Genomic DNA, 22,290 nt, shown 5'->3' with positions numbered 1-22,290 from the left:
GCGGATACCTTCCAATCAACGACCAGCCGGCCCAGTCTCCCGCGCCCCCTCGTCGCGCGCCAGCCTGGCCAGGAGGTATACAGAGCGCGTGGAACTGGACCGGCTCGATCGTGACATCATCGCGGCGCTCGTGGACGACGCCCGCCAGACCTACGCCGAGATCGGCCACCGGGTCGGGCTGAGCGCCTCGGCGGTCAAGCGCAGGGTCGACCGGTTGCGGCAGGCGGGGGCGATCACCGGGTTCAGCGCGCGGGTGGCGCCGCAGGCGCTGGGCTGGACGACGGAGGCGTACGTCGAGCTGTTCTGCCAGGGCAAGACCAAGCCGTCGGACATCGCGCTGGCGGTGGCGAAGTTCCCTGAAGTGGTGGCGGCGGCCACGATCACCGGCGAGGCCGACGCGCTGCTGCACATCAGGGCCACCGACGTGCGGCACGTGGAGCGGGTGATCGAGCGCATCGCGGCGGAGACGTTCGTGGTGCGGACCAAGAGCGCGATCGTGCTGTCGCGGCTCATCGACACACCGCCGGGCGCCTCGGTGCCCGAGGCACGCAACGAATCCCCCTTGATGGGCTGATACAAGCAACGGATCTGCGCGAACGCGCAATGTCAAGCCCTTGGCCGCCCGAATCGGCGTTCTTAGGCTGTCCTCATCTCCGCATCGTGGAGTTTTCCCTGCTTAGAGAGCCGATGGAGGGCTGCATGCCCAAACACTTCCTCATGTGCCGTCCGGACTATTTCGCGGTCGAGTACGCCATCAACCCGTGGATGCATCCCGAGGCGGGCGCCGACCGTGACATCGCGGTCCGGCAGTGGGAGGGCCTGAAGTCGGCGTACGAGGAGCTCGGGCACGAGGTGAGCCTGATCGAGCCGATCGACGGCCTGCCCGACATGGTCTTCGCCGCGAACGGCGCGCTGGTCGCGGGCGGCCGCGTCTACGGCGCCCGCTTCGCCTACCCGCAGCGCGCCGCGGAGGGACCCGCCTACCTGCGCTGGTTCGCCGAGCGCGGCTACCCGGTGATGGAGCCGGCGCACGTCAACGAGGGCGAGGGCGACTTCCTCACCCTCGACGAGGTCATCCTGGCCGGCACCGGCTTCCGCACGGACGTGGTGGCCCACCAGGAGGCGCAGGAGTACCTCGGCCGCCCCGTCGTCTCGCTGACGCTGGTGGACCCGCGCTTCTACCACCTGGACACGGCGCTGTTCCCGCTCGACGGGCACAACGTGGCCTACTTCCCCGAGGCGTTCTCGCCCGGGAGCCTCGCGGTGCTGCGCCGCATGTTCCCCGACGCGGTGCTCGCGACCGCCCAGGACGCCGAGGTGCTCGGCCTCAACGCGGTCAGCGACGGCACGAACGTGGTCATCAACGCCGAGGCGGCCGACCTGCAGTTGGAACTCAAGCGGCGCGGGTACGAGGTGATCCCCGTCGACCTGTCGGAGCTGCGCAAGGCGGGTGGCGGCCCCAAGTGCTGCACACTGGAGATCAGGGGGGACAACTGACATGATCACCAGCGCAGAGCTGATCGAGATAAGCGAGCGCCGCAGCGCGCACAACTATCATCCACTGCCCGTCGTCATCCACGAGGCCGACGGCGCGTGGGTCACCGACGTCGAGGGCAAGCGTTACCTCGACTGCCTGTCCGGCTACTCGTCGCTGAACTTCGGCCACCGCCACCCGAAGATCATCGAGGCGGCGCGTGAGCAGCTCGAGCGGCTCACGCTGACCAGCCGCGCCTTCTACCACGACCAGTTCGCGCAGTTCTGCGCCGGGCTCGGCGACCTGACGGGCAAGGACATGGTCCTGCCCATGAACACCGGCGCCGAGGCCGTCGAGACCGCGATCAAGGTGGCCCGCAAGTGGGGTTACGAGGTCAAGGGCGTCGAGCCCGACCAGGCCAACATCATCGTCATGGACGGCAACTTCCACGGCCGTACGACGACGATCATCAGCTTCTCCACCGATCCCGACGCGCACGACGGCTTCGGCCCGTACACGCCGGGCTTCCGCATCGTCCCGTACGGCTCCGCCGAGGCGGTCCGCGAGGCCATGGACGCGGCGACGGTGGCCGTGCTGGTCGAGCCGATCCAGGGCGAGGCCGGGGTGCTGGTGCCGCCGGACGGCTACCTGACCGAGCTGCGGGAGCTGTGCTCGGCCGAGGGCGTGCTGCTGATCGCCGACGAGATCCAGTCGGGGCTCGGGCGCACCGGCCACACGTTCGCCTGCGACCACGAGGGCGTCGTGCCCGACATCTACGTCATGGGCAAGGCGCTCGGCGGCGGCGTGGTCCCGGTGTCGGCCATCGCGGCCGACCGCGACGTGCTCGGCGTCATCCATCCGGGCCAGCACGGCTCCACGTTCGGCGGCAACCCGCTGGCCTGCGCGGTCGCCAACGCCGTGATCGAGATACTCAACACCGGCGAGTTCCAGGCCAGGGCCGCCAAGCTCGGCGAGCTGATGCTCGGCCGGCTGCGCGAGCTGGTGGGCCACGGCGCGGTGATCGAGGTGCGCGGGCGCGGGCTGTGGGCGGGCGTGGACATCCACCCCGACGTCGGCACCGGGCGCGAGGTGTCGAAGGCGCTGCTGAAGCGCGGCGTGCTGGCCAAGGACACCCACGGCTCCACGATCCGCCTGGCCCCGCCCATCGTGGTCTCGGAGGACGACCTCCACTGGGCGCTCGACCAGCTCGTGGACGCCGTCTACGAGCTCCAGAGCAGGTGACGCGGGGGCCGGAGGCCACGCCTCCGGCCCTCACGCGCGCTCAGGAGGCGCGCCACACCTGCATGCCGTCGGGGGCGTCGTCCCGGACGAAGCCCGCCTCCTTCAGCTCGGCCGCCAGCACCGCCCCGGCCGGCCGGTGGGCGGTGCTCACCACCTCGTCCTCGCTGAGGAGCAGGTCGCCCTGCCTGACCCGGTAGAGGAAGCGCGAGGTGACGCGGTCACCGGTGACGTCGAGCACCTGCCCGGCCACCTCGTACGTGTGCCGCCCCACGGTGTAGGACCCCATGACTCCCGGCTCTGCCTCCGGCCTGGGCAGGTCGCGGTCACGCCAGTTGAACACCAGCCGCCCGTCCGTCTCCAGGTGCCCGGCCAGCACCCGCCACAGCTCGGGCCGCTCGGCGGCGGTGAAGCTCTGCAGCACCGAGATCATCACGACCGCCTGGGCGGGCTCGTCCACCTTCACGTCCAGCCCGCCGCACGGCAGCACGGTCACCCGGCGCAGCAGTTCGGGGTCGTGGGCCAGCCGGTTGACCAGCACCGACCGCATGCCGGGCGACGGCTCCACGGCGTAGATCTCACCCGGCGTGGCACGGGCGATGACCTCGGTGATCAGTCCGGTGCCCGCGCCGATCTCGATGACGCCACGCCGCACTCCGTCGAGCAGCGGGGGCAGCGACTCACGGATCGCCGGCACGTGGCCGTCCTCGTGGAAGAGGTCGTAGAAGGGCACGGCAGGGGCATAGGGATCGTCAAGCATGCGGACGAGCTTAGATTCAGCGCAGCTCGGTGGCGTCGATGGGTGCGATGACCTCGCCGGTGGAGCCGTACCAGGTGACCGTGTTCGGCAGGTCGAGCGTGGCCAGCGCGTTCTGGAACCAGGGGCCCTTGGTGATGCGCCAGCGGAACGGCGGGCGCGGGACGCCGGCCAGGCGCGCCAGCAGGCTGCCGACCAGGGTGGCGACGGAGAACTGGGTGAAGACGTTGGCCCAGCGCAGCATCCGGCTGAGCGGGTTGCGGATGGGCGAGCAGACGAGCTGGAAGACCTGCCCGCGGTCGGCCTTGGCGAGGTAGGAGTAGTGGACGTCGCCCGACAGGATGTAGGCCGGCTTGCCGAGCGCGATGAGCAGCCTGGCGAGGTCCTCGAACGAGCGGCGGAAGGCCGCCCAGTGCTCCAGGTCGATGGCCTGCCTGAACGTCTCCGACCAGCGGCGGACGAACGGCCCCCACTTGCCGTCGGCCAGGGCCTCGTTCCAGTTTTGGACGCCGTGGACGCCCTCGGGCAGCAGGAACGGGATCGACGAGCCGATGATGAGCCGCTCGGCGGGCTTGCGCACCTCCTCCTCCAGCCAGGCCCACTCCTCGGCGTCGAGCATGCGACGGTCGCCGGGGGTGAGCTGCCTGGCGCACCGGGTGTCGACCATGATCAGCCGGGCGGTGCCGAGGTCGCGGGCGTAGCTCCAGCGGTTGCTGCTCGGCTCGGCGTCGGCCTTCTCGGCGAACGCGTCGAGCGCCGCTCCCCCGTCGCCGGCCATCAGCTTGGCCAGCAGTGGGTCCTCGGCGCGCTCGGCCGGTGAGAGGTTGCCGAGGTGCTGGTAGACCCAGTAGGCGCCGAGGCCGGCGACGACCCGGCGCTGCCACCACGGCGTCGTGGCCATCTGCTCGCGCCAGGGCTGGGAGGTGTTCCAGTCGTCGCGCAGGTCGTGGTCGTCGAAGATCATCGCCGTCGGCACGGTGGACAGCAGCCAGCGGATCTCGGTCTCGGTCCACGCCTGGCGGTAGAGCTCGGCGTACTCCTCGAAGTCGGCGATCTCCCCCTGGGGCTCGGTGTCGCCCCTGCGGGAGCGGATGAAGGCCAGCATGTCGGGCGACGGGCTGTCGGCGTAGACCTGGTCGCCGAGGAGCAGCAGCAGGTCGGGCCACTCGTCGTCGTCGGCCTGGGCGAGGTGCTCACCGTAGGCGCGCAGCACGTCGTCACCGTGCGTACGTACGTGGAAGGCGTCGTGGGGCACGCTGGTGCGGCACGAGCCGAACGCCAGCCGCCGCACCCCGTCGGCGGGCAGCAGCCGGATGCGGCTCGGCGGGCGACCCGCCGGCGGCCATACCTGCTCCCCGTCGCAACTGACCGTGTACGACGCGATATCCTGGGACAACTCAACGAGATCCACGATCGCGTAGTGGTGACCGTGCACGGTGAAGGTAGGCGACCGGTAAGTCCTGCCGTCCGCCTCGACGGCGACCGTGCAGGGTTCGGCGGTCTCCACCCAGATCGAGGCGCTGACGGAGTCGACGTATCTGAGCATCGGCCCCACCACGAGTGCGGTCATGTCACCCCCCGATTCGACGTTTCGGCACACTCTGCGCTTGTAAGCCTGCCAGAGTGGCACGACCGCGGCATCCCGATCACCGGCCTGGATTTCATCGACAACTAGGCAAGGTCAAACCACCCGCTCTAGGATGATCGTAACAACAACGCCCAAAGGGAATGGCAATGGCGCCTTTTCCGCAATAGGGCGTACATAACAGGAGGAATTTCTTCCATGAGCATCATGGTGCCGTCAACGACGCCGGCCCTGATCACCCCGGGCCGTCAAGCCCTCGACTCCGCCCTGCACCAGCTCGACCAGGCCGCCGCGCACCTCGGCCTGGACAACGGGCTCCGCACGATGCTGGCCACGCCCCGCCGCTCGCTGACCGTCTCGGTCCCGGTGCGGCGCGAGGACGGCAGCCTGGACGTCGTCCAGGGCTTCCGGGTCCAGCACAACGTCTCGCGCGGGCCCGCCAAGGGCGGCATCCGCTTTCATCCGGCGACCGACATCCACGAGGTCACCGCACTCGCCATGTGGATGACGTGGAAGTGCGCACTGGTCGGCATCCCGTACGGCGGCGCCAAAGGCGGCGTGGCCGTGGACCCGACCGGGCTCACCACCCGCGAGCTGGAGCGGCTCACCCGCCGCTACGTCAACGAGATCCTGCCGCTGATCGGCCCGGAGAAGGACATCCCGGCCCCCGACGTCGGCACCGACGAGCAGACCATGGCCTGGATCATGGACACCTACAGCGTCAACGCGGGCTACTCGGTGCCAGGGGTGGTCACCGGCAAGCCCATGACCCTGGGCGGCTCGCTCGGCCGCGGCGGCGCGACCTCGCGCGGCGTGCAGATCGCGGCGCTGGCCGCGCTCGGCCGCCCGCCCGAGGGCGTGACCGTGGCCGTGCAGGGCTTCGGCAAGGTGGGCGCGCTCGCCGCCCAATACCTCGCCGACGCCGGCTGCAAGGTCGTGGCGGTCTCCGACATCACCGGCGCCGTCCACGACGGGCGCGGGCTCGACGTCGCCGCGCTGCGCGCGTGGGTCGCCGAGAGCGGCGGCGTGCGCGGGTACGCCCAGGCCGACGCGATGGCCCACGACGACCTGTTCGAGCTGGACGTGGACGTGCTCGTCCCGGCCGCGCTCGAAGGCGTCATCACCGAGGCCAACGCGTCGCGCGTCCGCGCCCGCCTGGTCGTGGAGGGCGCCAACGGGCCCACCACGCCCGAGGCCGACGAGATACTCGCGGCCAACGGCACCACGGTCGTGCCGGACATCCTCGCCAACGCCGGCGGGGTGATCGTGTCGTACCTGGAGTGGGTGCAGAACCTGCAGGCGTGCTCGTGGAGCTCGGGCGAGATCGAGCTCAAGCTGCGCGAGCTGATGCTGAACGCCTTCGACGAGGTGAAGGCGCTGGCCGCCGAGCGCGGGCTGACGCTCAGGCAGGCGGCGCACGTCATCGGCGTGAGCCGGGTGGCCGAGGCGCACCGGATGCGCGGCCTCTACCCGTGAGCGCGCGACTTTGGTAGCAGGAGGCCCGCCCAAGGTTCGATGCCGGGGCGGGCCTCGTGTTGCGAGCCTTGACGCATGAGAGGAATCGTCAACATCGTCGGCGTGATCGCCATCATCCAAGGGCTCGCCGGGTTCGCCGGGCGGATGTGGTTCGACAGCAACTGGGGCTTCCTGCATCGGCTCGTGGACCTGCCGCTGCCGGGCTATCTGGGAGTGGCGGCGGCCGGCGTGGCGGCGATCATCTGGGCCGACTCCGCCAAGAAGCGCGAGGGGAGCTGACGCCCTCAGGCGGCCGGGAGGCCGGGGCGGTCAGGGGGCGGCGGCGTTCTGCGGCCTCAGGCGCGCCGGCGGCCCGCCTGCCTGCTCAGGCCTTCAGCTCGGCGTGGTCGAGGGCGGCGACCAGGCTCTCCAGATCCCGCATGAGCTGCTCGGTGCGCTCGGCGCCGAACGCCAGCGCGATCAGCCCCTGCTGCTCGGCCACGGCGCCGTCGATGCGGGCCAGCAGCTCGGCCCCCCGCCCTGAGACGAACACCGCCACCCGCCGCCGGTCGCCCTTGGCCGGGCCGCGATAGACCAGCGCGCGGTCGATGAGCCGGTCGACGGCCTTGGTCAGCGTGGGGTGCGGCATCAGCACCGCCTCGGCCAGCTCGCCCATCGACTCGCCCCGCCCGTCGGCCAGCGCCCGCATGATGCGCCACTGCTCGACGGTGACCCCCTCGCCGGCGAGCACCGCCGCGAGCCCCCGGTTGACGCTGCGCTCCGCACGGCTCAGCAAGTAGGCGAGTGAGGACCCGAGCCCATGAGTGGTCATCGAAGTGGTCCTTTCGTCGGGGGGTTGTAGAGGAGGATACTCGTCGGCGTGGCGGCGACGGTCGATCCTCTCGAAGCGCGGCTCCTCCCCTCCGACGCGATCAGGATCGCGCTGGTCGTCCCCGTGTCGGGGGTGCTCGGCCTGATGGGGCCCTGCGCGATCAACTGCGCGGTGCTGGCCGCCGAGGAGATCAACGGCAGGGGCGGCATGCTGGGCCGGCCGGTCGAGCTGGTGCTCATCGACGGCGGGCGGCCCGCGCCGCAGGTCGCGGACGAGGTGGCCGCTCTCGTGCGGTCCGGCACGATCTCCGCCGTGGCCGGGGCGCACGCCAGCGACGTGCGGGTGGCGGTGGTGGCGGCGATCGCGGGGCGGGTGCCGTTCGTGTACGCGCCTCCGTACGAGGGCGGCGGCCGCGCGCCAGGCGTCTACTTCCTGGGCGAGACCCCCGACAGGCAGCTCGTCCCCGGCATCGATCGGCTGACCGCCTCCCACGCCCGCCGCTGGTACCTGCTGGGCAACGACTACATCTGGCCGCGCCTGGTGCACGCCAGGGCGCGCGGGCGGCTGCGCGCGGCGGGCGCCACGGTGGTGGGCGAGAGCCTCGTCGCGTACGGACAGGCCGTGCACTGGCTGGACCGGGTGGCGGGCGCCCGGCCTGACGCGATCCTGCTGACGCTGATCGGCAGCGACCTGGTGGCCTTCAACCGGGCGTACGCGGCGGCGGGGCTGAGCGCGGTGCGGCTGTGCGGGGCGCTGGAGGAGCACGGCCTGCTGGGCATCGGCGGCGATGTCACGGGCGGCCTGTACGCCTCGATGGGCTACTTCCGCAACCTGCCCACGGAGGCCGGTCAGGGCTTCGCCGAGCGCTACGCGGCCCGGTTCGGCGCGGACGCGCCGCTGCTCAACGCGCACGGCCACGGCTGCTACGAGGCGGTGGCGATGCTGGCGGCGCTGTGCGCGCGGGCCGGCTCGCTGGCGGTGCCCGCGCTGGACGCGGTGGCCGACGGCACCACGATCACCAGCGCGCGGGGCACGCTGACGCTGCTCGACCACCAGGTGCGCCACCCCGTCCACCTGGGCAGGGCCGACGGCCTTGATTTCTTTCTGGAGAAATCTTTTCAGTAGAAAGCTTTGGCTCTAAGGTGCCAATCGCCCCCTTAGCAGCTAGGAGCCGTACATGAGCACAGTCGAGCAGTTCGGCTACCGCCAGGAACTCCAGCGGTCCCTGGGCTTCGCCGATCTGATGATCTATGGCCTGATCTTCATGGTGCCGATCGCGCCCTTCGGCATCTTCGGCAACGTCTTCTCCATCTCGCACGGCATGGTGGCGCTGGCGTACGTCGTCGGGCTCGTGGCGATGGCGTTCACCGCGCTGTCGTACGCGCAGATGGCCAGGGCGTTCCCGATGGCAGGCTCGGTCTACACCTACGCCGGGCGCGGCATCGCGGCCCCCGTCGGCTTCTTCGCCGGCTGGGCGATCCTGCTGGACTACGTGCTCGTGCCCTCGCTGCTCTATCTGGTGGCGAGCACGGCGATGAACTCGTTCGTCCCGGCCGTCCCCGTCTGGGCGTGGCTGGTGGCGTTCGTGCTGCTCAACACCGTCGTCAACTACCTGGGCATCCAGATGACGGCCAGGATCACCCGGATCATGCTGGTCGCCGAGCTGGCCGTGCTCGCGATCTTCCTGGTGGTCGGCGGCGTCGCGCTGGCCCAGGGCAAGGCGCAGGCGGGCGCGCTCACCCCGCTCTTCGACCCCTCCTCCTTCACCTGGACCGTCGTGTTCGCGGCGGCGTCGGTGGCGGTGCTGTCGTTCCTCGGCTTCGACGGCATCTCGACGCTCGCCGAGGAGAACCGCGAGGACGCGCGCAGGCTCGGCCGTTCCATGGTCGCCGCGCTGGGCGTGGCCGCGGTGCTGTTCGTGGTGCAGACGTGGGTGGCCGCGCTGCTCACCCCGAACAGGGAGCAGCTGATCGCCGAAGGCGACCTCACCGGCAACGCCTTCTACGACACGGCCGCCTTCGCCGGCGGGCCGTGGCTGTCCGTGCTCACCGCCGTCGCCACCGCCATCGCCTGGGGCTTCGCCAACTCTCTGGTCGCGCAGGCCGCCACCTCGCGGCTGCTGTTCGCGATGGCCCGCGACCGGCAGCTGCCCGCGTTCCTGGCGAAGGTGCATCCCAAGCACAGGGTGCCGGTCAACGCGACGTTCGCGGTGGCCGCCGTGTCGGTCACGCTCGGCGTCTTCATGAGCCTGCGCGACAATGGCATCGGGGAGCTGGCCTCCCTGGTCAACTTCGGTGCGATGAGCGCGTTCCTGCTGCTCCACGTCGCTGTGGTCGTCCACTACATGATTAAGAAGCGCAGCCGGAACATCTGGGCGCACCTCATCGCGCCCGCGATCGGCTTCGCGGTGCTGGTGGCCGTCGTCATCAACCAGAACGTCGCCGCGCAGTGGGTCGGCGGCGTCTGGCTCGCGATCGGCCTGGTCGTCATCGGCGTCTCCTACGTGGTGGGACGCCGGCCCGAACTTCCCACGGAGGTCAAGTGAACGTCGTCTCCTACCACCCCGCGCCGGAAGAGCTGAGCTACACCTTCGGGGGGCGCGCGGCCGTCGGCAAGGTACGGCCGGGCACGATCCTGGAGATCTACACCGAGGACTGCTTCGGCGGCCGGGTGCGTACCGTGGACGACCTGCCGTCCCAGGTGTGCGAGTTCCCCTACCTCAACCCCGTGACAGGCCCCTTCCACGTCGAGGGCGCCGAGCCGGGCGACACGCTGGCGCTGCACTTCATCTCGATCACCCCGGCCAGGGACTGGGCGGTCTCCACCACGTTCCCGCACTTCGGCGCGCTGACCGCGACCCACACCACGGCCATGCTGCACCCGCCGCTGGAGGAGCGGGTCTGGCGCTACGACATCGACCTGGAGCGGAACGTGGCCGTCTACCACGCCCGCAACAGCGACTTCAGCGTGGACCTGCCGCTCGACCCCATGCACGGCACGGTCGGCGTGGCGCCGGGCGCGAACGAGGTCCGCATGTCGATCACCCCCGACGCCCACGGCGGCAACATGGACACCCCCGAGCTGCGCGCGGGCGTCACCGTCTACCTCGGCGTCAACGTGGAGGGCGGGCTGTTCTCCGTCGGCGACGGCCACGGCCTGCAGGGGCACGGCGAGGTGTGCGGCACCGCCGTGGAGTCGGCCATGAACACCGTGGTCGCGGTCGAGCTGATCAAGGGCGTGTCCACGCCGTGGCCGCGGCTGGAGGACGACGGGCACCTGATGTCCACCGGCTCGGCCCGGCCGCTGGAGGACGCCTACCGCATCAGCCAGCACGACCTCGTCACCTGGACCTCCGAGCTGACCGGGCTCGACACGCTCGACGCCTACCAGCTCGTCAGCCAGGCCGGGCAGGCGCCGGTCGGGAACGTCTGCGACACCAACTACACGATGGTCGCCAAACTGCCCAAGGCGTACCTCGGCCGGGCCTCCGTCTACGAGGACGTGCACGCCCGGCTGCGGGCCCTGGGTTCCGCGTACACAAGTTAGGGTAAACATTGATGTCGCAGGTCAGGGCACTGATCATCTTCCCCATAGGGTGTGAGGGTGCTCAGGTTGGTGCTGTCCCTGGTCCTGCTCGATCCAGCCGCCGTCACCGAGGTGTCCCAACGCGACGTTCCCGCTTCCAGCGTCCTCACCCCCGACGGTGACCGCCTGGGCTACGCGCCGGTCCCGCGCCCCTACACGGGGGCGCGGCGGCTGACGGGGGTGCTGCTCGGCCGCGACCCCGTCGCCAAGACCGACGTGTTGTGCGGGGGGACGGTGATCGGCTCGCGCAGCCGCAGCCTGGTGCTGACGGCGGCGCACTGCCTCTACCGCGGCGGGCGGCTGCTCGAACACCTCGCGTTCCTGCCGGGCTTCGATCGGGGGCGGCCGAAGCTGGGCGTCTGGCCGGTCGTGCGCACGTGGGTGCCGGCCAGGTGGCGCTCGCGGCCGTACTCGCCGGACCTGCTGCCGTACGACGTGGGGCTGGTCGGCGTCGCCCGCCGCAAGCGCCCGCTGGAGGCCGTCACCGGGCGCGGGCTGAAGGCGATGCCCACCGCGCGCGGCACCGAGCTGCGCGGCCTCGAACTGCTCGGCTACCCGGCGGGCAAAGGCTACCCGGGCACGGTGCTGTACCGGTGCGTCGGCGACACCGTCGAGGCCGTGCGCAAGGGCCCAGGGCTGATGGTGACCCACAACTGCCACGCCACCGCGGGCGGCAGCGGCGGCCCCGCGCTGTACGGCGGCGCGATCGCGGGCGTGGTGTCGTCATCGAGCCCGCTGCGCGACGCCGAGGGCTACACCGTGCTGGCCCGGCTGGGCGGCAAGGTGTTCGGCCGCATGTTCGCCAGGGCCGACGAGACGATGCTCGCGCGCCCCACTGATTAGCCGGCGTGCTCGACGATCCGCTCGCAGAGGGCGTGGGTGGCCAGCGCGTCGCCCGCGTCGATGCGGCGCTCCTCGCGTACGGCGGCCAGGAACTCCAGGCAGATCTGCTCGATGCCGCGCTGCCTGGCCACCGGCACCCAGTCGGGCCTGCGGACGAGCCGCTCGCCGCCCTCGTAGTCGATCACGTCGCCCAGGTTGACCACCCGCCGCTTGGTGCCGTCGCCCATGACCTCGCAGGTCTCCTCGCTGGCGCCGCTCATCCTGTTCATGACGCCGATGGCGGTGAAGCCGTCGCCGGACAGCTCGAGCACGATGTGCTCGATGAGCCCGTCGTGGACGCGGGTCCTGATCGTGGTGTCGGTGACCTGGCCGGGCGCGAGGAACCTGAGCGTGTCGGCCACGTGGATGAAGTCGTCGAAGATCGCCCGGCGCGGGGTGTCGGGATGGTTGAGCCGGTTCTTCTCCATCAGCACCAGGCGGCGCGGATGGGCGACCAGCTCGGCGTAGCCGGGGGCGTGACGCCGGTTGAAGCCCACCATGAGCGACCTGTCCTCGTCCCTGGCCAGCCGGACCAGGCGCTCCGCGTCGGCCAGCGTGTAGGCGATGGGCTTGTCCACGTAGACGTGGACCCCGGCGGCGAGCAGCGGCTCGACGATCTCCGGGTGCGCCTCGGTGGCCGCGTGCACGAACGCCGCCCGCACCCCCGCCTTGATCACCTCGTCCACGCCGGTGTAGCGGGCGGCGATGCGGTAGGCGTCGCCGAGCCGGTCGAGGCGGGCCTGGTTGCGGGTGCACAGGTGCAGGTCGAGTGCGGGCTGCGCGGCGAGCACGGGCAGGTAGGCCTTCTCCGCGATGTCGCCCAGCCCGATCATGGCAATCTTCACGCGTCGAGCGTAGCCTTGAGCGCCTCGTCGATCGGGGTAGGCGCGACGCCGAACGTCCGCTGGAAGGCCGACGAGTCCATCACGAACGGCTCGATGAACTGGTAGCGGACGTGCGCCAGCTCGCCGATCATGTACGAGAACGGCCCTGCCGCCCTGATCACCGGCCACGGGATCTGGAACATGCGCGGCGCGGGCCGGCCCAGCAGCGCGGCCATGCGCTCGCCCACTTGCCGGAAGGTCAGCGGCTCCCCGCTCGGCACGTGCCAGGGGCGGCCCCAGGCCCGCTCGTCCGCGCCGGCCGTGATCAGCGCCTCCGCCACGTCCGGCAGGTACGACCACGTGTGCGGCACGTCGGCCGGCCACACCAGCGGGATCGTCTTGCCCGCGCGCAGCGGCTTGAGGAACCGGTCGCCCAGGTAGGACTGGTCGGTGGCGCCGGGCCCGAAGAAGTCGGACGCGCGGACCTCGGTGGCCCTGATGCGGCCCGCCTCGTGCGCGGCCAGCGCGTCCTGCCACATCTTGGTCCGCACCCGGAACTTGGGGTCGGTGGAGGCGAGCGGCAGGTCCTCGGTCATGGGGCCGGTGACGGGCCCGTACGGGTAGAGGTTGCCGAGCAGCACGTAGACGGCGCCGGTGGCCTCGGCGGCGGCCAGGAACGCGGCGGCCATCGGCGGCCAGTCGGCCGGCCAGCGGTCATAGCGGGGGTTGACGCAGTTGTAGAGGACGTCGGCGCCCTCGGTGAGCTCGGTGAGCCTGGCCTTGTCGGCCACGTCGGCGGCCACCTTGACCGCCCCGTCGGGGCCGCGGCCCGAGCGGGTCACGACCACGACCTCGTGGCCGCGCGAGAGGAGCTTCCTCGCCAGGTGTGCACCGACCTGGCCGGAGCCCACGACGACGTGCTTGCCCATGATCAGACCTCGTTCCAGATGAGGCGGAGAACCGCGTTGACGACGAAGAGCGCGAAGAAGACGAACGCCGAGGTGACCAGGCCCGAGGCGTAGAGCGCCAGGGCGCCGCCGCCGAACCAGAGGATCTCCAGCGCGGCGCGGGCCAGGCCGGTCAGCGGATAGACGGCGTTCTCGCCACCGCCGGCCCCGAACACCGCCCACGCGGCGATGAACAGCGCCGGGCCGACGAGCCCGGCCAGGAGCTTCACGCCCCAGTTCGGGCTCAGGGTGAAGCCCCAGTAACCGACGGAGACCAGCACCCCCAGCTCCAGGAGGAACATCAGGAGCGCGTTGGCGTTCTTAGCGAGGGACAACATCGGGGGGCCTCCAAGGGCGGCGTTCTCTTACGAGAGCAATGCTCTCTCAAAAGAGCGCTTATCGTCAAGAGCAGTGCTCTCGTTTTTTGGCACCGCTCTGATAATCTGCTCGGCATGACCGCCAGCCGCACCGCAAGAGAACGCGTCAGGGCCGAGCTGACCAGGGAGATCACCGACATCGCACGGCGCAGGCTCGCCACCGAGGGAGCCGGCGGCCTGTCCCTGCGGGCCGTCGCCCGCGAGATGGGCATGGTGTCGTCGGCCATCTACCGCTATTTCCCGAGCCGCGATGACCTGCTCACCGCGCTGATCATCGACGGCTACGACGCGCTCGGCGAGGCCGTCGAGACCGGCGAGGCCGAGGTGTCCCGCGACGACCACCTCGGCCGGTGGCTGGCGGTCTGCCGCGCCGTCCGCGGCTGGGCCCTGGCCCACCCCCACGAGTTCGCGCTCATCTACGGCTCCCCCGTGCCCGGCTACCAGGCGCCGCAGGCCACGATCGAGGCCCGCGTACGCGACGTCGTCGTGCTGGGCCGCCTCGTGTCCGACGCCTGGCGGGCCGGCGCGATCCGGCCGCCCTCCGACGGGGCGCCACAAGAGCCGGCGCAGGAACTTGCGGGGGACGCCGCGACCATCCGCGAGCTGATGCCCGAGGTGCCCGACGCCGTGGTCTGGCGCGCGGTCACCGCGTGGAGCACGTTGTACGGCTGGGTCACGTTCGAGGTGTTCGGCCAGTTCGACAACACCATCGAGCACCGGGAGTCCGCCTTCGAGCACACCATGCGGCTGACGGCGGGCACCTTGGGACTTGCTTAGTGAGACTTACTAAGTTTTACTGAATACATGGCTCGCAGGACACAGGAACTCGGCCGCTTCACGGACGTGGCGCTGCTGGTGCTCATCAGCCTCGCGGAGGGGCAGAAACACGGCTACCGGATGATCGGCGACATCGAGGAGTTCTCCGGCACCTCACTGGAGCCGGGCACGCTCTACGGCGCGCTGATGCGGCTGGAGGAGCGCGGCTGGATCGAGCCGGTCGCCTCGGCCGAGCGGCGCAAGCCGTACCGGATCACGCCAGGCGGCCGGGCCGCGCTCGGCGAGCAGCTCGCCACGCTGCGCCGCATCGAGCGGGCCGGCAGCACGCGCGTGGCGCTGAGGCCGGCATGACTCCTGCCCGCCCGCGTCCCCCGAGGCGGGGACGCTCCTCTTCGACGACCACGACCGGCGGAGGCGGCGTTCCTCCGCGCGCGGAAACGGGGGCCGGTGTGCTGCGGTGGCTGGCTGAGGCGGCGTTGCGTCTCTATCCGAAGGCGTGGCGGGAGCGGTACGGCGACGAGGTGGGCGACCTGGTCGCCGCCCGGCCGGTACGCCCGCGCACGGTGGCGGATCTGCTGGCCGGAGCGGCCGACGCCTGGCTGCACCACCGGCGCATCCCCGGCGCGGGCCCGTTGCGCGTGCCGCTCGCGGTGTCGCTGGTCACGGGCGGCTTCCTGCTGTGGTTCCTGTGGCGGCCCGGCCTCGGCGACCTGTCCGGCGTGTGGGCGCGGGCGGCGGCCGCCGGCCCGATCGCCGACCAGCTACGCGGCACGGCGACGTCGGTCTTCGTCGCGGCGGGCGTGACGGCGCTGCTGTCGCTCTGGCAGCTCGGCTCCGCCGTCCGCGTCCACTCCTTCCACGATCAGGCGGCCAGGGCCACCGCGCGGCGGATGCTGCGGACGGCGGCCCTGCTGGCCGTCCCCGTCGCGCTGGTGGTCGTCCTCCTGCTCGGACAGTCTCTCGGGCCGCTGGGGACGGCGATGACGGGCGGGTTCTTCGTGCCGAACCTCATGGCGCTGGTGCTGCCGCTGCCGCTGATCGCCTCGGCCGTTCCGGCGTTCGGGCCCGCCGTGCTCGCCGCAGGCCGGTCGCTTGCCGTCGCCGCGCTGATGAACGGCCTCGCCTGGCTCGCCGTGGCCGTGCTGCTCGTGCTGGGCCAGGCGTCGCCGGCGTTCGTGACGCCGGTGGCGGCGGGCGCGCTGATCGGCGTCTCCATGACCGCTCTGGTGGCGGGCCATACGCTCGCCAGGGGCAGGACGGGCGCCGTGGACATCCCCTCGCTCAGCGGGACGACGGTTTGAGCAGCGGGACGAGCACCTCGTCCACGATCTGCACCACGAGACCGTCGGGGAACGGCAGGCCCTCGAACAGGAAGTGGTGGCGCAGCAGGGCGTGACCGGCGTCGATGCGGCGCGGCGTGACGTCGGACGGGTCCACCTCGCCGCGCTCGATCGCCCGCTGCACCACCTCCTCCATCAGCCGCCGGCCCCTGCCCTGCGTGTTGCGCCGCATCGAGCCCAGCGGCGACTCGCCGCGCAGCGCCTCGCCGAGCAGCCCGCGCATCGCCTCGCCCGCCGGGCCCGACAGGGCGTTGGAGGTGGTGGTCAGCAGAGCCACCAGGTCGTCGCGCAGGTTTCCTGTGTCGGGCGCGGAGCCGGGCGACGGCAGCACCCGATAGACCGCGTCCATCACCAGCTCGATGCGGCTGGGCCAGCGCCGGTAGAGCGAGGCCTTGCTGGCCCGCGCCCGCTCCGCGACCCCCTCCATGGTCAGCCCGGCGTAACCGACCTCGGACAGCTCGTCGAGCGTGGCCTGGAAGATCGCGGCGCTCAGGGCCTCACCCCGGCGGCGCGGCTGTTTGCGGTGGTCGGTCACCATGGCAGGCATTCTAGGGAGCGGCCGTGACGGTGCCGGTGTCGCCGTTGACGGTGACCAGCAGGCCGTTCTTCAACACCGACGTGCCGCGTCCCGTGCCCATGACGGCCGGGATGCCGTACTCCCTGGCGACGATGGCGGCGTGCGAGGCGGCGCCGCCGGTGTCCACGACGACCGCCGCCGCGCGCTGGAACAGCGGCGTCCACGACGGGTTCGTATACGGGCAGACCAGCACGTCGCCTGGCTCCAGCCGGCCGAACTCGGCGACGTTCGCGATCACCTTGACCGGCCCGGTGGCCGTGCCGCCGCCCGCCGCCGCGCCGGTCAGCAGCGCGGGGCCGGGGTCGGTGACGGGGTGGACGGCCGCCGGGTCGATGAGCCTGCCCCCGGACAGCTCCTCCCGCTTGGCCGCCCGCCGCCTGGCCACGTCGCGCAGCCGGGCGGCGGCCGGGTCGTCGGTGCCGCGCAGCGACTCCAGCTCCTCCAGCCGCAGGTGGAAGACGTCATCGGCGCGGTCGAGCAGGTGCGCTCGCGCCAGCCTGCGGCCCATCTCCACCAGCGCCCTGCGCATGACCGGCGCCGGCATCATGAACGAGAAGTGGCTGTCCTCGCGGAAGACCATGCCCGCGCGGGCCGCCGCCACCCGGCGGGCCAGCCACCGGGGTCTCACGGGTGGCCCCGCCTGCTTCTCCCGTTCCTTGGGCGGCGCCGCCGCCAGCACCCGCACCAGGTCGAGCACCACCTCGGGGGCGTCGGCCCAGGTGGGCGGCGTGATGAGGATGGGGCTCGCGGTCTCGCGGTGGCCGTACTCGGCCATGAAGTCCGCCAGCTCCGCAGCGAACTCCGGGGCGAACTCCGGGGCGAACTCGGCGGGCGGCCGCTCCGCCTCCAGCGCCCCCGTACGGCGGGCCGTCTCGGCCAGGCGCTCCAGCGCCCGGTTGGCGTCGGAGGTGCGGGTGGGCGCGCCCAGCAACAGCTCGCCGAACATCTTCCTGCGGCCGAGCAGCGTCAGCCCCAGCATCAGCCGCAGCAGCGCGAGCCCGACGCCAGGCAGGTAGTCGATCCGCAGGTCGGCCACCGGCCCCACCAGCTCCATCGCCTGCCTGGGCACCCGCCGCAACTCCTCCCACGGCAGCTCTTCGAGGTCGAGGGCGCGCAGCTTCTCGACGTCCTTCAGGTACGCCTGGAAGCGGGGGTCCTCGGTCCAGCGGGCGGGGTCGTATCTCCTGGCCTTGCGCAGCGCGCGGAACGGCGCCGTCAGCACCTTCCGCTCGAAGCCCGGCTTGACGGGAACGATCCGGTAGACGACGCCGTCCTCCTCCTTGAGTGCCTCGTGGATGAGGTTGCGGACGCCGTACGCGGCGAACACGTTGCTCATCTGCCCCGCCGGGCCGTTGGGCACCCAGGAGGACATGTCCATCGGGTACGGGCGCTCGGGCAGGTACTCCATGAGGATCTCGGCGGTCCTGCGCTGGATCCCGTCGAGCGGCCCCACCGGAGGCGGCGGCAGCGCGGTCATGGGCCGGGCCTGGAGCAGGTGCAGCCGACCCCCCACATGAGCCCACTCGATGTCCTGCGGCCGCCCGAACACCTCGGCCACCCGCCTCCCGAGCGTGGCCAGCTCCCGCAGCACCTCATCGGACAGCAACCCAGGGGTGCCCGGAACCGGCCCCCGCCCGGCCCAGGCACCCAGCCCATCGCCCTGCCCATCGCCCTGCCCACCGGCCCCCGCCGAGCTCTCGTGGACGACGCCGCCGCCTTCTGCGCTGCGGACCACGACCTCCCCGCGGCCCGGCCTGAAGTCCACGACCTCGCCCGACGGCCGGAGCACGTAGTGGTCAGGGGTGACCAGCCCCGACACGACCGCCTCCCCCAGCCCCCGACCCGCGTCGACGACCAGTTGCGTGCGGTCGCCGGTGACCGGGTTCGCCGTGAACATCACCCCGGCCGTCTCCGCCTCCACCATGCGCTGCACGACGACCGCGATCCGCACCTCGGAGTCGTCCAGGCGCAGGCGGGCCCGGTAGGCGACGGCGCGGTCGGTCCAGAGGGAGGCCCAGCAGCGGCGTACCGCGTCGAGCAGCGCCTGCTCTCCGGCCACATTGAGGAAGGTGTCCTGCTGGCCGGCGAACGCCGCCCCCGGCAGGTCCTCGGCGGTCGCGCTCGACCGCACGGCCACCGGCCCGCCGCCGAGCCGCGCGTACGCATCGGTGATGGCCTCCCGCAGCTCGTCGGGGGGTTCGACGGTGGCGAAGTGCTCGCGGGTGTCGCGTCCGCGGGCGACCAGCTCGTACGCGTGCGTCGTGATCACGAATCCGTCGGGCACCGGAAGGCCGTGCCTGACGAGCTCGCCCAGGTTGGCGCCCTTGCCCCCGGCCATGGCCAGGTCGGCGCGCCCGAAGGCGTTCAGGGGTGCGACCAGTTTCACTGTCTCTCCTCGACGTAGGCGGTGGTGCGGAGCGGGCGCGCCGGCAGGGCCAGGGCCAGGAAGAACGCGACGACGAGCAGCGGCGCCATGGCCGCGAACACCGGCGGCACCGCGGCGGCGAACGTCTCGCGCATCCCTTCCGGCAGCGTGGCCGGGTTGCTCCCCGAGATGCCCGACCGCAGGGTGATCAGGGCGCCGACCAGCGCGACTCCGGCGGAGGCGCCGATCTGGCGCAGGAACGTGACCGACGAGGTGGCGGTGCCCAGGTCCTCGTACGGGACGGCGTTCTGGGCGGCCGTCACCATCACCTGCATGACGAGCCCCACTCCCAGCCCGGTCAGCGCCATCGCCGCCACGAGCCCGGCCGGTGAGGCGCCGGCCAGCCCGATCAGCCCGAGCCCGGCCGCGGCGACGATCGTGCCCGCGACGGGGTAGGGCTTGTAGACGCCGGTCCTGGTGATGAGGCGGCCGGAGACGATGGTGGTGAGCAGCACGCCGGCCATGAGCGCGGTCACCATCAGCCCGGCGCGGGTGGCGCTCGTGTGCAGCGCGATCTGCGCGTACGCGGGAAGGTACGACGTCGCGCCGAACAACGCGAACCCGACGACGAAGCTGATCGCCACCGGCACCGCGAACGCCCGGTCCCTGAACAGCCTCAGCGGCAGGATCGGGTCGGTCGCGTAGCGGGCGCTGAGCAGCCAGCCGGCCACGCCGGCCGCCGCCAGCCCCAGGTAGGCGGGGTTGCCGCTCTCCCCCAGCAGGACGACGCCCACGACGGCCACGCCCAGCGTGACGGCCCCCGCCACGTCGAGCGGCGCCCGGCCGACGGGCCTCGGCAGCTTCAGCGTGGCGGTCAGCACGATCAGCGCGAGCAGCCCCAGGGGCGGGTAGATGACGAAGATCCACCGCCAGCTCAGCCGGTCGATGAAGAACCCGCCGATCAGCGGGCCGCCCACGGCCGCGACCACGTACGCGGCGCCGATGAGCCCCAGGTAGCGTCCCCGCTCGCGCGGGCTCACCACCTCCCCGATGATCGCCTGCGCCCCGATCATCAACCCGCCACCGCCGATGCCCTGAACCGCCCGGAAGGCGATGAACTGCGGCATCGACGTGGCCAGCGCGCACAGCACGGCCCCGGCGACGAAGATCACGATGGCCGCCTGCATGACCGGCTTGCGCCCGTAGCGATCGCCGAGCTTTCCGTAGACCGGCATGACGACGGTCGCTGCCACGAGGTAGGCGCTGACCACGGCCGACATCTGATCGAGCCCGCCCAGCCCGGCCGCCACGGCGGGCAACGCCGGCGCCATGATCGTCTGATCGAGCGCGCCGAGCAGCATGCACAGCATCAGCCCCGACAGCACGAGCCCCATGGCCGCTCCTTTAGAGAACGTCTCGTTCTCTAACGAGCATAGAATCCACCCCAAAGAAACGCAACGTTCACTATCTGGTCATTTCCCAGGGCAGGAAAAAGCCCGAGCCCTCACCGCCGTGAGGGCTCGGGCTTTCGCAGGTCAGCGGGAGGCGCGGTTCACCGCGGAGATGATGGCCTTGAGCGAGGCCGTCGTGACGTTGGTGTCGATGCCGACGCCCCACAGGACCTGACCGTTCACCTCGCACTCCAGGTAGGAGGCGGCCTTGGCGTCGCTGCCGGCGGTCATCGCGTGCTCGACGTAGTCGAGGACGCGCACCTGGATGCCGACGCCGGCGATGGCGTCGATGAAGGCCGAGATGGGGCCGTTGCCGGTGCCGTCGATCTCGCGGATCTCCCCGTCGAGCCGCACGTCGGCGCTGATGCGGTCTTTGTCGTCGACCGTGGACTGGTGGCGGTGGGCCATGAGGCTGAGCCGCCCCCAGCGGTTGGCGGGGTTGGGCAGGTATTCGTCGCGGAAGATCTCGTACATCGCGGCCGGGCTGATCTCGCCGCCCTCGCTGTCGGTGCGCGCCTGCACGACCTTGGAGAACTCGATCTGCAGCCGCCGCGGCAGGTCGAGCTGGTGGTCGGCCTTCATGATGTACGCGACGCCGCCCTTGCCCGACTGGCTGTTGACCCGGATGACGGCCTCGTAGGAACGCCCGATGTCCTTGGGGTCGATCGGCAGGTAGGGGACGGCCCAGGTGAACTCGTCGACCGGCACGCCGGCCGCCGCCGCGTCGCGCTCGAGGTGCTCGAAGCCCTTCTTGATGGCGTCCTGGTGGGAGCCGGAGAAGGCGGTGTAGACCAGCTCGCCGCCCCACGGGTGGCGCGGGTGCACGGGCAGCTGGTTGCAGTATTCGGTGATGCGACGGATCTCGTCGATGTCACTGAAGTCGATCTCGGGGTCGACGCCCTGGGAGAACAGGTTCATGCCGAGCGTGACCAGGCAGACGTTGCCGGTGCGCTCGCCGTTGCCGAACAGGCAGCCCTCGATGCGGTCGGCGCCCGCCATGTAGCCCAGCTCGGCGGCGGCCACGGCGCTGCCGCGGTCGTTGTGCGGGTGCAGCGACAGCACGATCGAGTCGCGGTGCTTGAGGTTGCGGTGCATCCACTCGATCTGGTCGGCGTAGACGTTGGGGGTGGCCATCTCGACGGTGGCGGGCAGGTTGATGATGACCTTGCGGTCGGGGGTGGGCTGCCACACCTCGTTGACGGCGTCGCACACCTCGACGGCGTATTCGAGCTCGGTGCCGGTGAACGACTCGGGCGAGTATTGGAAGCGGACGTCGACGTCGGTGGCGTCGGCGAGCTTCTTCACCAGCTTGGCGCCCTCGACCGCGATGGCGGTGATGCCGTCTTTGTCCTGGCCGAACACGACGCGGCGCTGGAGGGTGGAGGTCGAGTTGTACAAGTGGACGATGGCCTGCTTGGCGCCCTCGATCGACTCGAAGGTGCGCTCGATCAGCTCGGGCCTGGCCTGCGTCAGCACCTGGATGACCACGTCGTCGGGGATGCGGCCCTCGTCGATGATCGTGCGGATGAAGTCGAAGTCGGTCTGCGACGCCGCCGGGAAGCCGACCTCGATCTCCTTGTAGCCCATGCGTACGAGCAGCTCGAACATCTGGAGCTTGCGGTGGGAGTCCATCGGGTCGATCAGGGCCTGGTTGCCGTCGCGCAGGTCGACCGCGCACCAGCGAGGCGCCTTGGTGATGACCTGGTCGGGCCAGGTGCGATCGGTCAGCCGGATGGGCTCGAACGGCTGATAACGATGGACGGGCATGCGGCTGGGCTGCTGAGCGGTCATGAGTCGGTGCTCCTCGTCGGTCTTCGGAAGGA

22 protein-coding genes are annotated in these 22,290 nt (G+C 71.4%); 12 read left to right on the top strand and 10 right to left on the bottom strand.

Translation table 11 applies throughout. The annotated features are described in order from the left end of the window. Window positions 1-88 precede the first annotated feature (88 nt). The 3 genes from AB0K12_RS10800 to rocD all read left to right on the top strand — a co-directional run bounded on the left by AB0K12_RS10800 (window position 89) and on the right by rocD (window position 2,716). On the top strand, window positions 89-574 hold the full coding sequence (locus AB0K12_RS10800) for an Lrp/AsnC family transcriptional regulator (RefSeq protein WP_345399260.1): 486 nt from the start codon (window positions 89-91) through the stop codon (window positions 572-574). A 125-nt stretch (window positions 575-699) separates the two neighbouring features. Next, the gene (gene ddaH / locus AB0K12_RS10795) at window positions 700-1,497 is read left to right on the top strand and encodes a dimethylargininase (RefSeq protein WP_364558162.1); all 798 of its coding nucleotides are present in this window, start codon (window positions 700-702) and stop codon (window positions 1,495-1,497) included. Between the two features lies 1 nt (window position 1,498). Beyond that, window positions 1,499-2,716: an ornithine--oxo-acid transaminase gene (gene rocD / locus AB0K12_RS10790; RefSeq protein ID WP_364558159.1), complete on the top strand. Its 1,218-nt coding sequence runs from the start codon at window positions 1,499-1,501 to the stop codon at window positions 2,714-2,716. A gap of 40 nt (window positions 2,717-2,756) precedes the next feature. On the opposite strand, the gene AB0K12_RS10785 is transcribed toward rocD, so the two are convergent. Further along, window positions 2,757-3,473, bottom strand: coding sequence for a class I SAM-dependent methyltransferase (locus tag AB0K12_RS10785; RefSeq protein WP_364558156.1), 717 nt, complete (start codon window positions 3,471-3,473; stop codon window positions 2,757-2,759). Window positions 3,474-3,489: 16 nt separating this feature from the next. Then, on the bottom strand, window positions 3,490-5,040 hold the full coding sequence (locus AB0K12_RS10780) for an alkaline phosphatase D family protein (RefSeq protein WP_364558153.1): 1,551 nt from the start codon (window positions 5,038-5,040) through the stop codon (window positions 3,490-3,492). 213 nt (window positions 5,041-5,253) lie between these two features. Between AB0K12_RS10780 and AB0K12_RS10775 the strand changes: the two genes are divergently transcribed. Both AB0K12_RS10775 and AB0K12_RS10770 read left to right on the top strand, forming a co-directional pair. After that, window positions 5,254-6,531 carry a Glu/Leu/Phe/Val dehydrogenase gene (locus AB0K12_RS10775; protein WP_364558150.1) on the top strand — a complete coding sequence of 426 codons (1,278 nt, stop codon included), beginning with the start codon at window positions 5,254-5,256 and terminating at the stop codon, window positions 6,529-6,531. 75 nt (window positions 6,532-6,606) lie between these two features. Then, entirely contained in the window at window positions 6,607-6,810 is a 204-nt protein-coding gene (locus AB0K12_RS10770; protein ID WP_364558148.1) for a hypothetical protein, read from the top strand. A gap of 85 nt (window positions 6,811-6,895) precedes the next feature. Here the strand turns inward: AB0K12_RS10770 and AB0K12_RS10765 are convergent, their stop codons facing one another. Beyond that, window positions 6,896-7,342, bottom strand: a complete 447-nt coding sequence (locus AB0K12_RS10765; protein ID WP_364558145.1) for a MarR family transcriptional regulator — start codon at window positions 7,340-7,342, stop codon at window positions 6,896-6,898. A gap of 48 nt (window positions 7,343-7,390) precedes the next feature. Between AB0K12_RS10765 and AB0K12_RS10760 the strand changes: the two genes are divergently transcribed. Genes AB0K12_RS10760 through AB0K12_RS10745 form a run of 4 tightly spaced genes read left to right on the top strand, consistent with a single transcriptional unit; the run spans window position 7,391 to window position 11,770 of the window. Continuing rightward, complete coding sequence (locus AB0K12_RS10760; protein WP_364558142.1) at window positions 7,391-8,467, top strand: substrate-binding domain-containing protein; 1,077 nt, start codon at window positions 7,391-7,393, stop codon at window positions 8,465-8,467. A 52-nt stretch (window positions 8,468-8,519) separates the two neighbouring features. Beyond that, the gene (locus AB0K12_RS10755) at window positions 8,520-9,887 is read left to right on the top strand and encodes an APC family permease (RefSeq protein WP_364558139.1); all 1,368 of its coding nucleotides are present in this window, start codon (window positions 8,520-8,522) and stop codon (window positions 9,885-9,887) included. Next, window positions 9,884-10,888, top strand: coding sequence for an acetamidase/formamidase family protein (locus AB0K12_RS10750; RefSeq protein WP_364558137.1), 1,005 nt, complete (start codon window positions 9,884-9,886; stop codon window positions 10,886-10,888). Before AB0K12_RS10755 ends, AB0K12_RS10750 begins: the two co-directional genes overlap by 4 nt. Window positions 10,889-10,945: 57 nt before the next feature. Continuing rightward, a complete protein-coding gene (locus AB0K12_RS10745) occupies window positions 10,946-11,770 on the top strand; it encodes a trypsin-like serine protease (protein WP_364558135.1) in 825 nt (274 codons plus the stop codon). On the opposite strand, the gene AB0K12_RS10740 is transcribed toward AB0K12_RS10745, so the two are convergent. From AB0K12_RS10740 to AB0K12_RS10730, 3 genes are read right to left on the bottom strand one after another with little or no spacing between them, the layout of a single operon-like run. Beyond that, window positions 11,767-12,654 carry a Gfo/Idh/MocA family oxidoreductase gene (locus tag AB0K12_RS10740; protein ID WP_364558132.1) on the bottom strand — a complete coding sequence of 296 codons (888 nt, stop codon included), beginning with the start codon at window positions 12,652-12,654 and terminating at the stop codon, window positions 11,767-11,769. The genes AB0K12_RS10745 and AB0K12_RS10740 overlap by 4 nt on opposite strands. Continuing rightward, complete coding sequence (locus AB0K12_RS10735) at window positions 12,651-13,562, bottom strand: NAD-dependent epimerase/dehydratase family protein (RefSeq protein ID WP_364558129.1); 912 nt, start codon at window positions 13,560-13,562, stop codon at window positions 12,651-12,653. Before AB0K12_RS10735 ends, AB0K12_RS10740 begins: the two co-directional genes overlap by 4 nt. A 2-nt stretch (window positions 13,563-13,564) precedes the next feature. Beyond that, window positions 13,565-13,918 (bottom strand): YrdB family protein, encoded by a 354-nt coding sequence (locus tag AB0K12_RS10730; RefSeq protein WP_364558126.1) that lies wholly within the window; start codon window positions 13,916-13,918, stop codon window positions 13,565-13,567. Between the two features lie 114 nt (window positions 13,919-14,032). On the opposite strand from AB0K12_RS10730, the gene AB0K12_RS10725 reads away from it, so the two are divergent. The 3 genes from AB0K12_RS10725 (at window position 14,033) to AB0K12_RS10715 (ending at window position 16,035) form a co-directional block, all read left to right on the top strand. Then, window positions 14,033-14,734 (top strand): TetR/AcrR family transcriptional regulator, encoded by a 702-nt coding sequence (locus tag AB0K12_RS10725; protein ID WP_364558123.1) that lies wholly within the window; start codon window positions 14,033-14,035, stop codon window positions 14,732-14,734. A gap of 27 nt (window positions 14,735-14,761) precedes the next feature. Further along, window positions 14,762-15,085: a helix-turn-helix transcriptional regulator gene (locus AB0K12_RS10720; protein WP_364558120.1), complete on the top strand. Its 324-nt coding sequence runs from the start codon at window positions 14,762-14,764 to the stop codon at window positions 15,083-15,085. A 98-nt stretch (window positions 15,086-15,183) separates the two neighbouring features. Further along, entirely contained in the window at window positions 15,184-16,035 is an 852-nt protein-coding gene (locus AB0K12_RS10715) for a hypothetical protein (RefSeq protein ID WP_364558117.1), read from the top strand. On the opposite strand, the gene AB0K12_RS10710 is transcribed toward AB0K12_RS10715, so the two are convergent. The 4 genes from AB0K12_RS10710 to leuA form a co-directional block, all read right to left on the bottom strand. Then, complete coding sequence (locus AB0K12_RS10710; RefSeq protein WP_364558114.1) at window positions 16,016-16,612, bottom strand: TetR/AcrR family transcriptional regulator; 597 nt, start codon at window positions 16,610-16,612, stop codon at window positions 16,016-16,018. The two genes, AB0K12_RS10715 and AB0K12_RS10710, sit on opposite strands and share 20 nt — an antisense overlap. A 10-nt stretch (window positions 16,613-16,622) precedes the next feature. Continuing rightward, the gene (locus AB0K12_RS10705; protein WP_364558111.1) at window positions 16,623-19,037 is read right to left on the bottom strand and encodes a PEP/pyruvate-binding domain-containing protein; all 2,415 of its coding nucleotides are present in this window, start codon (window positions 19,035-19,037) and stop codon (window positions 16,623-16,625) included. After that, on the bottom strand, window positions 19,034-20,410 hold the full coding sequence (locus tag AB0K12_RS10700; RefSeq protein ID WP_364558108.1) for an MDR family MFS transporter: 1,377 nt from the start codon (window positions 20,408-20,410) through the stop codon (window positions 19,034-19,036). The genes AB0K12_RS10705 and AB0K12_RS10700 overlap by 4 nt, the downstream gene beginning before the upstream one ends. Window positions 20,411-20,551: 141 nt before the next feature. Next, window positions 20,552-22,258 (bottom strand): 2-isopropylmalate synthase, encoded by a 1,707-nt coding sequence (leuA, locus tag AB0K12_RS10695; protein ID WP_364558106.1) that lies wholly within the window; start codon window positions 22,256-22,258, stop codon window positions 20,552-20,554. Between the last annotated feature and the right edge of the window lie 32 nt (window positions 22,259-22,290).

This window comes from Nonomuraea sp. NPDC049419 (assembly GCF_040676995.1).
Classification (GTDB): Bacteria; Actinomycetota; Actinomycetes; order Streptosporangiales; family Streptosporangiaceae; genus Nonomuraea; species Nonomuraea salmonea.
The sequence above is the reverse complement of the archived record's forward strand: the minus strand, read 5'-3'. Positions and strand labels throughout refer to the sequence as shown.

Bases quoted from the DNA above. Each gene is read 5' to 3' on its own strand.
- ddaH (WP_364558162.1), top strand. From the start codon at position 700: ATGCCCAAACACTTCCTCATGTGCCGTCCGGACTATTTCGCGGTCGAG.
- rocD (WP_364558159.1), top strand. From the start codon at position 1,499: ATGATCACCAGCGCAGAGCTGATCGAGATAAGCGAGCGCCGCAGCGCG.
- AB0K12_RS10785 (WP_364558156.1), bottom strand. From the start codon at position 3,473: ATGCTTGACGATCCCTATGCCCCTGCCGTGCCCTTCTACGACCTCTTC.
- AB0K12_RS10780 (WP_364558153.1), bottom strand. From the start codon at position 5,040: ATGACCGCACTCGTGGTGGGGCCGATGCTCAGATACGTCGACTCCGTC.
- AB0K12_RS10775 (WP_364558150.1), top strand. From the start codon at position 5,254: ATGAGCATCATGGTGCCGTCAACGACGCCGGCCCTGATCACCCCGGGC.
- AB0K12_RS10770 (WP_364558148.1), top strand. From the start codon at position 6,607: ATGAGAGGAATCGTCAACATCGTCGGCGTGATCGCCATCATCCAAGGG.
- AB0K12_RS10765 (WP_364558145.1), bottom strand. From the start codon at position 7,342: ATGACCACTCATGGGCTCGGGTCCTCACTCGCCTACTTGCTGAGCCGT.
- AB0K12_RS10755 (WP_364558139.1), top strand. From the start codon at position 8,520: ATGAGCACAGTCGAGCAGTTCGGCTACCGCCAGGAACTCCAGCGGTCC.
- AB0K12_RS10735 (WP_364558129.1), bottom strand. From the start codon at position 13,562: ATGGGCAAGCACGTCGTCGTGGGCTCCGGCCAGGTCGGTGCACACCTG.
- AB0K12_RS10730 (WP_364558126.1), bottom strand. From the start codon at position 13,918: ATGTTGTCCCTCGCTAAGAACGCCAACGCGCTCCTGATGTTCCTCCTG.
- AB0K12_RS10725 (WP_364558123.1), top strand. From the start codon at position 14,033: ATGACCGCCAGCCGCACCGCAAGAGAACGCGTCAGGGCCGAGCTGACC.
- AB0K12_RS10720 (WP_364558120.1), top strand. From the start codon at position 14,762: ATGGCTCGCAGGACACAGGAACTCGGCCGCTTCACGGACGTGGCGCTG.
- AB0K12_RS10710 (WP_364558114.1), bottom strand. From the start codon at position 16,612: ATGGTGACCGACCACCGCAAACAGCCGCGCCGCCGGGGTGAGGCCCTG.
- AB0K12_RS10700 (WP_364558108.1), bottom strand. From the start codon at position 20,410: ATGGGGCTCGTGCTGTCGGGGCTGATGCTGTGCATGCTGCTCGGCGCG.
- leuA (WP_364558106.1), bottom strand. From the start codon at position 22,258: ATGACCGCTCAGCAGCCCAGCCGCATGCCCGTCCATCGTTATCAGCCG.